The sequence below is a fragment of the Pseudomonas sp. GD03858 genome (assembly GCF_029840925.1).
Lineage (GTDB): Bacteria > Pseudomonadota > Gammaproteobacteria > Pseudomonadales > Pseudomonadaceae > Aquipseudomonas.
In genome coordinates, this window is sequence record NZ_JAOCDM010000166.1 from 1 (window position 1) to 8,397 (window position 8,397).

Consider the following 8,397-nt stretch of genomic DNA (forward strand, 5'->3'; position numbering starts at 1 on the left):
GTGCGTCGCCATCGCCAATGAATGCGCATAAAAAAATAAAAACCCACCCTCTTGAGCTGAAGCTGAAGCCCAAGTCAAAGCCTATACTCCAACCCCCACCCCGCCCGGAGCTCCCCCCCATGCGCCTGAAAAAAAAAGGCAGTTGCCTGTGCGGCGCCACGCACTTGTCCGTAACCATAGACAGTCTCCACGTTAACGCCTGCCACTGCAGCATGTGCCGCAAATGGACCGGCGGCCCGCTGCTGGTAGTCGATTGCAGCCAGCCGCCGCTTTTCGAAGGCCACGCGCCCAGCGTCTATGACTCATCCGAGTGGGCCCAGCGCGGTTTTTGCGGCCAGTGCGGCACGCATTTGTTCTACCGCCTCAAGCAGAACGATTTCTACGCAATCCCTGTCGGCCTGCTCGACGGCGAGCAAGACTGGGATTTCAACAAGCAGATTTTCATCGACGAAAAGCCCACTTGGTACTGCTTCAACAACGAGACCGAACAGCTGACCGGCAAGGAGGTCTTCGAGCAGTTCACCTGACCCGGCACGGCCCATCTTGCCAAACCCAAGCATTCCTGAGAAAAGGGCGACCACGAAAAACCGCTTCGAGGAACCTGCCATGAGCAGTGAGCTGCAAGTCATCGATCTTCAGGAAGGCGACGGCAAGGCCGTGGTCAAGGGCGCGCTGATCACCACCCAGTACACCGGCTGGCTGGCCGATGGCAGCGAGTTCGATTCGTCCTGGTCACGGGGCAAGCCGTTCCAGTGCGTGATCGGTACCGGTCGGGTGATCAAGGGCTGGGATCAGGGCTTGATGGGCATGCGCGTGGGCGGCAAGCGCAAGTTGCAGGTGCCCGCGCATCTGGGCTATGGCGAACGTAGCGTAGGCTCGATCCCGCCGAATTCGGACCTGTCCTTCGAAATCGAGTTGCTTGAAGTGCTGACCCGCGACGACTGAGGCGGGTGAAATAATCCAGCAACACCTGTGCGCTAGGATTGCGCTTGGTCATGGAAGGCATGCGCAGTCAGGGACAACGCGAACGGGTCGAGGCCACGCTGGGCCTCGCTTGCAGCCACGGATGGCATCCACGACAGGGAAGCCCCGCAGCCTTGGCTGCGGGGCAGTGTGGCAGGGCGGCCCGACACCCTCAGCCACAGGAGCCTGCCAGCGATGAAGTTCTTTGCGTTGCGCCAGCGTCGCCGCCACTTACTGCTGGGTCTGGCGTTCGCCACCGCGCTCGTGCCATTGGCCCTGGATACTGTCGAAAGCCGCGCGCAACCGGTGGACGGCACCCAGACGCTGGTATTTCTGCGCCATGCCGAGAAACCCAGCGAAGGCCTGGGCCAGTTGAACTGCCAGGGCCTCAACCGTGCCCTTGAGCTTGCCACGCTGCTGCCCGAGCGTTTCGGCGAGGCTGACTATGTCTTCGCCGCCAACCCCTCGCGGCACGTCGAGGAGGGCAGCGACGATCAGCGCTACAGCTATATTCGTCCGCTCGTGACCATCAGTCCCAGCGCAATCCGCCTCGGCCTGCCGGTGAACATCGACTTCGGCGCCAACGACACCGCCGACCTGGCCGACGAACTCCTGAGCAGCAAGTACCGCAACGCGACGGTCTACACGGCCTGGTCCCGTGGCTATCTGCCGGAGCTGATCAATACCGTGGCCGGCAAGGCCCTGGGTGAGGACTGGACGCTCGCCGAGGACTGGCACCGCGATGATTTCGACACCCTGTACGTTCTGACCCTGACCTGGCGCGATGGTCGGGCGAGCTTGCTCAGTCGTGCGCTGTCCCAGGGCATCGGCCATGGGGATCCTGGCTGCCCGACCTGAACTGCTGCTACTGTCCGGCTATCAGGTCGGCACAGGGATGAGCGAATGGATCAGCGGGTGACGGTGATCGGTGGTGGGGTGGTCGGCCTGGCGACGGCGTATGCGCTGGTGCGCAGGGGCTTTTCGATCGATCTGATCGAGGCGCGTGACAGCCTGGCCAGTGCCACCAGCTTCGCCAACGGTGGGCAGCTCTCGTACCGCTACGTGGCGCCGCTGGCCGACGCTGGCGTGCCCTGGCAAGCACTTGGCTGGTTGCTGCAAGGTGACTCGCCATTGCGCCTGCGCCTGCGCTTGGACCCTGCGCAATGGCGCTGGCTGGTGGCCTTCGTGATGGCGTGCCGGACGAGTGTCAATCAGCGCAATGCCGCGCAGTTGCTGGCCCTGGCCCTGGAGAGTCAGGCAGTGCTGGGGCGCTGGCGGGAAGAAGATGGTCTGCAGGGGTTCGCCTGGCGGCGCAATGGCAAGCTGGTCGCGTTCCGTAGCCAACAGGCATTCACCCGCGCACGCGAGCACCTGCTCGACCCCGCCAACCAGCAGGTCGTGGACGCCAGGGAACTGCGGCGACTCGAGCCGGCCCTGGCCGGCGCATCCTTCGTCGGCGGTGTGTTCACCCCTGACGAAGAGGTCGCCGATTGCCACCGCTTCTGCCTGAGTCTGGCCGAGCGGCTGCGGGCATCGGGACAGTGTCGGCTGTGGTTGGGGCGGCCGGTGACACGGTTGCTGCCGCGCGATGATCGCGTGGTTGCGCTGGAGCTGGGCAGCGATCGGCTGGAGGTCCAGCATCTGGTACTCAGCGCCGGGCACCTTAGCGCCGGCTTGAAACTGCCTGGCTTGAAACTGCCGGTCTACCCGCTCAAGGGTTACAGCCTGACCGCCCCGATCGGCGCCGCACACCAGGCGCCTGAGGTGAGCATCACCGACTACGAGCGCAAGATCGTCTATGCCCGGCTGGATGATCAGCTACGGGTGGCGGCGATGGTGGATATCGTTGGCTACGACGACTCGGTGAATGCCGGCAGGCTGAGGAGCATGCGCCGGCTCGCCCAGGAAACCTTGCCCCAGGCCGCCAACTACGGACAGGCGGTGGAGTGGGCGGGTATGCGCCCGGCGACGCCGACCGGGGTGCCGATCATAGGCGCCACACGGTATCGCAACCTGTGGCTGAATCTGGGGCATGGAGCTTTGGGGTTCACCTTGGCCTGCGGCAGTGCCGAGCGACTGGCGAGCCTGCTGCGTTGACCATCCCGGTCCCATCGCGGGCGAGCCCGCTCCCACAGGGATCGCGCCAGCGAAACTAGAGATCATTCGTGGGAGCGGGCTTGCCCTGCGATAGGTAGATCAGCGGCCGAAACGCATTGGCCAGCCCACCACCTTCTTCGCCCTTGGCGTGGCATAGGTACGCACCTTGGAGGTGCTCAAGCCCATGCGCACCAACGACTCGGCAATGGTCACCGCCGCGCTCACGCCATCCACCACCGGCACGCCGGTGCGCTGGCGGATCTGTTCGTCCAGACCTGCCATGCCGCCGCAGCCCAGGCAGATCACCTCGGCCTTGTCCTCGCGCACGGCACGCTCGGCCTGGTCGACGATGGCTTGCACCGCACGCCGTGGATCGGACTCCAGCTCCAGCACGGCCAGGCCACTGGCGCGCACCGATGCGCAGCGTTCGTACAGACCCGAGAGCCTGAGGCGATCCTCGATCAGCGGTACGGTGCGGTCCAGGGTGGTCACCACCGAATAGGCATGCCCCAGGTACATGGCGGTGCTGGCGGCAGCGTCGGTGATGTCCACCACCGGCACGTCGAGCAGCTCCTGCAGTCCCTCGCGGCCGTGCTCGCCGTAGCCGGCCTGGATCACGGCATCGAAAGGCTGGTCGTAGGCAAGCACCCGGTCCATCACCGCGATGGCGGCGAGGTAGCTTTCGAAGTTGCCCTCGACTGACTCGGCGCCGAACCAGGGGGTCAGGCCGACGATCTCGGTGCCGGGCGCGGCGACGCTGCGTGCCTGTTCGGCGATGGCCTCGGTGATGGCTTCGGTGGTGTTGACGTTGGCGATCAGAATACGCATGACGGTTCTCCCTGAGTCAGTGGTTGCTGTGGTCGACAGCGATGCATTCGCCGCTGACGTCGTGGTAGTGGCAGTTGCGCGGTGCGATCAGCAGGTAGATGGCGGCGGCGATGCCGGCACCGATCAGCCAGGAAAACGGCGCGACCCCATGGAAGTTCGGCACCAGGGCCAGGACGATGGCCAGCAGCGCGGCGGGAATGAACGCCGCCACGGCGCGCAGGTTGATGCCGCGGCTATAGTGGTAGGCGCCCTTAGGGTTCTCGCTGTAAAGCTCGGGCACGTTGATGCGGCCCTTACGCAGCAGCCAGTAGTCGGCCATGATCACGCCGTACAGCGGGCCGAGCAGGGCACCCAGGCCGGAGAGGAAGTACACGATCACCAGCGGGCTGTTGTAGAGGTTCCACGGCAGGATCAGCACGGCCAGGGTGGCGCTGATCAGTCCGGCGCGACGGAAGTTGAGGTGGCGTGGCGCCAGGTTGCTCAGCACGAAGGCCGGGGCGACGAAGTTGGCCATGATGTTCACTGCCACGGTGACGATCAGGAAGGCCAGGCAGCCCAGCACCAGGAAGGCGGTGTTGGGGATGCTGGCGACGATCTGCGTGGGGCTGTCGATGACCTGGCCGTTGATCTGGAACTGCGCGCCGCACAGCACCACGGTGATGGCCGCGAACACCAGGATGTTCACCGGCAGGCCCCAGAAGTTGCCTACGCGGATGGTCTTGCGGCAGGGCGAGGAGCGGGCGAAGTCGCAGAAATTGAGCACCAGCGTGCCGTAGATCGCCAGCCAGAGGGCGCCACCGGCGAAGATGTTGCGCCACATCTCGTAGCCGGTGAGCGGCTCGGCGACCGACCAGGCAATGCGGGCGTCGGCCTGGAAGTACATGAACACCGCCAGGCTGGCCACCGTCAGCAGGATCACCGGGCCGGCGAAGGCTTCGTAGCGCCGCACCATCTCCATGCCGTAGGCGAGGATCACCAGTTGCACCAGCCAGATCGCCACGAAGCAGATCCAGCCCAGGCTCGACAGCCCGAGGATGCTGTCATGGTCGTAGGCCGCCACTTGCGGCCAGATCGCGGTCAACAGCACGCGCAGGACCACCGAGGCCAGGTAGGTCTGGATGCCGAACCAGGCGATGGCGATCACTGCGCGGATCAGCGCGGGGATCTGTGCGCCATGGATACCGAAGGCGATGCGGCTGATCACCGGGAAGGGGACTCCGGTCTTCGGGCCCATGTAGCCGGACAGGTTCATGAAGAAGTACACCAGCGCCGCGCCAATCGCCAGTGACAGGAAGATCTGCCAGCCTCCCAGCCCAAGGGCGAACAGCCCCATGGCGAAGGAGTAGTTGGCGATGTTGTGCACATCGTTGGTCCACAGCGCGAAGATGCTGTAGCCACCCCAGCGGCGACCTTCGAGCTTGGTCGGGGCCAGGTCGCGGTTGTGCAGGCGCGGGCTGAGTTCCAGGTCGGCGGCATGGCCGTCGAGGGCGGTGGGGGAAGAGGTCGTGGCAACGGAAAGTTCAGGGGCAAGGGGGAGACTGCTACTCATTCCGGCGGCTCCTGATGCGTGTGACTGCGATGAGCGGGCGCTGGCGCACGGGCTCGCCATCTCGTCGGTGCAGGCGTTGGCATCTCTGGGTTCAGGGCGCAACGGTCGATAGGGAAGCGACGCTGCGAGTTATTGTGTATTTATGTTTCGTCAACTTTGTATACAAAACACAGACACACAAAAGCCAGTTCCATGCCAGCCAGGAGCCGCGGCTCAGAAGGGGATGTTTTGATATTTATCTTGTTGAAAGATAACTAAATGAAATAAATGGAATATAAGTTGACCAAATGAGCAGGTTTATTTTTTGTACATGAATTTAGTTGATCATTTGGTCAGATTTTATAATCGCACGGGTGTAACTTATTGGGGCGTTACCCTGAGTTATTGCACACAAAAATGGCACTTATGGTGACGTTTTTGTGTACATGTTCTTTGTGTCTGTAGGATGTCGCCGCCAGAGCGGGCGTGGGGAGATGCCGGCGCAAGACGATCCGCGTCTCACGCCATTGGCGGCAGCCGCCGCTTCACCGGGGTCTTCTTGATGATCGCGGTGTTGGTTTCGGCCAGCACATTCAAGCGGTCGAGCAGGGTGTCCAGTTGCTCCATCGAGCGCACGTGCAGGCGCGCGATGAAGCAATCCTCGCCCGTCACCTTGTCGCACTCGGTGAATTCGGGAATCGCCACGATCTGCCGCTCCACCTCCTGCAACTGCCCCGGCAACGGGCGAATGCGCACGATGGCCTGCAACTGGTAGCCGAAGCTGCGCGGGTCCACCTCCACGGTGTAGCCGCGCAGCACACCCCGTTCCTCGAGCTTGCGTAGCCGTTCAGCGACGCTGGGGGCCGACAGCCCACTGACCTGGGCCAGGGCCTTGAGCGAGCGGCGCGAGTCTTCCATCAGGGCGTTGATCAGCAATTGGTCGATGGCATCGGTCATAAGCACCTCGTTAGGTGATCGGCGTGATTTGCCTTGATAGTAAAGGCAGGATCTATGGCTTGCCTTCGCTATCCGCTGGAAGGTTGCACTTCACCCTCCGCATACTGTGCCCATCGTCGACAGGAGGCATGTAATGGACAATTCGCTGCGCCGTGGATCCTTGGAAATGATTGCCGCCATGCTGATCTCCGGCACCATCGGCTGGTTCGTGATGGTGTCTGGGCAGCCGGTCCTGGAGGTGGTGTTCTGGCGCTGCGTGTTCGGCGCCATCACCTTGCTGGCCATCTGCGCAGGCATGGGCTTTCTCAAGCCCGGTATCCTGACCCGCGCCACTTTCCTGCTGGCGGTGGCCAGCGGCGTGGCGATCGTCGGCAACTGGGTGCTGTTGTTCGCCTCCTACTCTCGCGCCTCCATCGCCATCGGTACGGCGGTGTACAACGTGCAGCCGTTCATGCTGGTGGGGCTGGCGGCGGTGTTCCTGGGCGAGAAGATCACCACGGCCAAGCTGACCTGGCTCAGCGTGGCCTTTCTCGGCATGCTGGCCATCGTCGGCGCCCGTGGCAGTGGGCAGGCCGGTGCTGGTGAGTACCTGCAAGGTATCGCCCTGGCGCTGGGCGCCGCCTTTCTGTATGCCGTGGCGGCGCTGATCATCAAGCGGTTGACGGGCACGCCACCGCACCTGATCGCCCTGGTCCAGGTGAGTACCGGCGTGCTGCTGCTGGCTCCCTGGGTGAATGCTGGCGCGCTGCCGGGCGCGTTGCCAGCGCTCGGCAGTCTGGTGACGCTGGGTATCGTGCATACCGGGTTGATGTATGTGCTGTTGTACAGCGCCATCCAGCGCTTGCCCACGGCGCTGACTGGAGCGTTGTCCTTCATTTACCCGATTGCCGCGATCCTGGTCGATTGGCTGGCCTTCGGTCACCGTCTGGCGCCATTGCAGTGGCTGGGGGTGGCACTGATCCTGTTGGCCGCGGCCGGCATGCAGCAGGGGTGGTGGTGGCCCGCGGCCAAGCCTGCGCGGCATCGGGCATAATCATCCGGCCACGGGATGCGTGGCCCGCAGGCATACAAGGAGGGAGCCATGTTTTCCAGGATCAGTCTCGACCAGTGGCAAGCGTTCGTCAGTACCGTGGAGTGTGGCGGTTTCCAGCAGGCCGGCGAGCACCTGTTCAAGTCACAGTCGGCGATCAGCCATTCGGTCAACCGCATGGAGCAGTTGCTGGGCCAGGAGCTGTTCATCATCGAAGGCCGCAAGGCCGTGCTCACTCCATTGGGCAGGGCGCTGCTGCCTCAGGCCAAGCACTTGCTGGGGGCGGCGCAGAAGCTCGAGGACCTGGCCAACCAGTACCAGCCGGGGTTGTTCACCGAACAGGCGTTGGCGGTGGACGTGCTGTTCCCCATGGAGTTGTTGCAACAGCTGTTGACGGATTTCGCCGAACGCTATCCGGATCACCGAATCCGCCTGTACGAGAGCGCGTTGTCCGGCACCCGCGAATTGCTGGAAGACGGCAAGGTCGAGCTGGGCATCGCCAGCAGCCTGCCGTCCGGGTACCTGCAGGAGTTCCTGTTCAATGTGACGCTGGTTTGCGTGGTCGGCGCCGGTCATCCCCTGGGACGGGAGGATGATCCGTTGAGCCTGGACGATATGAAGCAGCATCGCCAGTTGGTGATTCGTGACTCCGGGGTGCGCAACCCCCAGAGCAGTGGTTGGCTGGGTACCTCCCAGCGTTGGACGGTGAGCAGCCTGGCGACGGCCGAGCGTTTCGTCGAGCAAGGGTTCGGCTTCGCCTGGTTGCCGCTGCATCGCGTCCAGCACGGGCTCGCCGAAGGACGGTTACGCCGGGTCAACCTGCGGCACCAGCAAGCGCGGGAGGTGCCGATGTACGTGGGCTATCCGCAGGCCTATCGGCACAGCCCCGAGGTGAGCCTGCTGGTACAGGCGCTGCGTGAGCGGTGTCTGGCGTATCGACTCGGCACCTAGTGTGGTGTTTCACAAATAACGACCATAACTCGCGGCGCTTTTT

9 protein-coding genes are annotated in these 8,397 nt (G+C 63.6%); 6 read left to right on the forward strand and 3 right to left on the reverse strand.

Going from position 1 to position 8,397, the window contains the following annotated elements; all coding sequences use genetic code 11:
• Positions 1-119: 119 nt before the first annotated feature.
• From N5D48_RS24960 to N5D48_RS24975, 4 genes are all read left to right on the forward strand, one after another.
• Complete coding sequence (locus N5D48_RS24960; protein ID WP_279888723.1) at positions 120-527, forward strand: GFA family protein; 408 nt, start codon at positions 120-122, stop codon at positions 525-527.
• A 79-nt stretch (positions 528-606) separates the two neighbouring features.
• Positions 607-945 carry an FKBP-type peptidyl-prolyl cis-trans isomerase gene (locus N5D48_RS24965; RefSeq protein ID WP_279888712.1) on the forward strand — a complete coding sequence of 113 codons (339 nt, stop codon included), beginning with the start codon at positions 607-609 and terminating at the stop codon, positions 943-945.
• Between the two features lie 213 nt (positions 946-1,158).
• Positions 1,159-1,821, forward strand: coding sequence for a histidine phosphatase family protein (locus N5D48_RS24970; protein ID WP_279888713.1), 663 nt, complete (start codon positions 1,159-1,161; stop codon positions 1,819-1,821).
• 45 nt (positions 1,822-1,866) lie between these two features.
• Complete coding sequence (locus tag N5D48_RS24975; RefSeq protein ID WP_279888714.1) at positions 1,867-3,060, forward strand: D-amino acid dehydrogenase; 1,194 nt, start codon at positions 1,867-1,869, stop codon at positions 3,058-3,060.
• A gap of 99 nt (positions 3,061-3,159) precedes the next feature.
• Here N5D48_RS24975 and N5D48_RS24980 read toward each other — a convergent pair whose 3' ends face one another.
• The 3 genes from N5D48_RS24980 to N5D48_RS24990 form a co-directional block, all read right to left on the reverse strand.
• On the reverse strand, positions 3,160-3,888 hold the full coding sequence (locus N5D48_RS24980; RefSeq protein ID WP_279888715.1) for an aspartate/glutamate racemase family protein: 729 nt from the start codon (positions 3,886-3,888) through the stop codon (positions 3,160-3,162).
• Between the two features lie 16 nt (positions 3,889-3,904).
• The gene (locus tag N5D48_RS24985; protein ID WP_279888716.1) at positions 3,905-5,437 is read right to left on the reverse strand and encodes an NCS1 family nucleobase:cation symporter-1; all 1,533 of its coding nucleotides are present in this window, start codon (positions 5,435-5,437) and stop codon (positions 3,905-3,907) included.
• 498 nt (positions 5,438-5,935) lie between these two features.
• Positions 5,936-6,373 carry an Lrp/AsnC family transcriptional regulator gene (locus tag N5D48_RS24990; protein ID WP_279888717.1) on the reverse strand — a complete coding sequence of 146 codons (438 nt, stop codon included), beginning with the start codon at positions 6,371-6,373 and terminating at the stop codon, positions 5,936-5,938.
• Positions 6,374-6,506: 133 nt separating this feature from the next.
• On the opposite strand from N5D48_RS24990, the gene N5D48_RS24995 reads away from it, so the two are divergent.
• Entirely contained in the window at positions 6,507-7,406 is a 900-nt protein-coding gene (locus tag N5D48_RS24995) for a DMT family transporter (protein WP_279888719.1), read from the forward strand.
• 48 nt (positions 7,407-7,454) lie between these two features.
• Positions 7,455-8,354, forward strand: coding sequence for a LysR family transcriptional regulator (locus N5D48_RS25000; RefSeq protein ID WP_279888721.1), 900 nt, complete (start codon positions 7,455-7,457; stop codon positions 8,352-8,354).
• Positions 8,355-8,397 lie beyond the last annotated feature (43 nt).